Here is a 751-nt window from a genome sequence, read left to right on the forward strand (position 1 = left end):
CGGATATTGCCGGTGGTGTGTTGCGTAACCGTGACGCCAAGGGCATGTGGAAGGCAGCAAACGACATGCGACAGGCGATGATGCTGAAGAAAAAAGACCCCGAGGCATACAAGGCGCTGGTCCAGCAGGTGCATGACATGGGTCTGATCGGACAACGGGTGTCGCAGGAAATCCTTCAGAACCTCTACGGTAATACCTACACCACGGGCAAGGCGCAGAAGGCGCTGGATTACCTGTTCCACCTGAACTTTCAGGAGTGGTGGACCGAGTACACACGGATCACCAACGCCCATGTTGCCAACCAGACCCTGAAGCGGTGGGCTGAAGACGCACTGGCCGGTGACGCCAAGGCGAAGAAATACCTGGGGCAACTGAATGTCACGGCGGAAGAAGTCAGGGATTGGGACGGCAAGACACTGACGCTGGAGGAGCAGGCCGAGTATGAACAGTTGAAGGCCGACGGCATCCGTGGTGATCGTTACAACGAACTCCATGCGCTGATGAAGAATCGTCGTGCGGTGCAGGATGCGCTGACACGGTTCGTGGAAGAATCGGTGGTGAGGCCCAATGCCGCACACCGTCCGGCATGGGCAAGTGACCCACGTTACATGCTGATCTGGCACCTGAAGTCGTTCTTCTACAGCTACGGCAAGATGATCATCCTGCCATTCCTGAAGCATCTGCATGAACAGATCGCGGCCACCAAGCTGCCAGCGAATGCGACCATGGCGACCAAGATCAAATTGTATGG

At 56.6% G+C, this 751-nt stretch carries 1 protein-coding gene; it reads left to right on the forward strand.

The genetic code is table 11. From position 1 onward, the window contains the following. Positions 1-751 (forward strand): hypothetical protein (locus ABD892_RS10330; protein ID WP_345195542.1); only part of this gene is annotated, 751 nt, incomplete at both ends.

Source organism: Kistimonas scapharcae (assembly GCF_039540975.1).
Classification (GTDB): domain Bacteria; phylum Pseudomonadota; class Gammaproteobacteria; order Pseudomonadales; family Endozoicomonadaceae; genus Kistimonas; species Kistimonas scapharcae.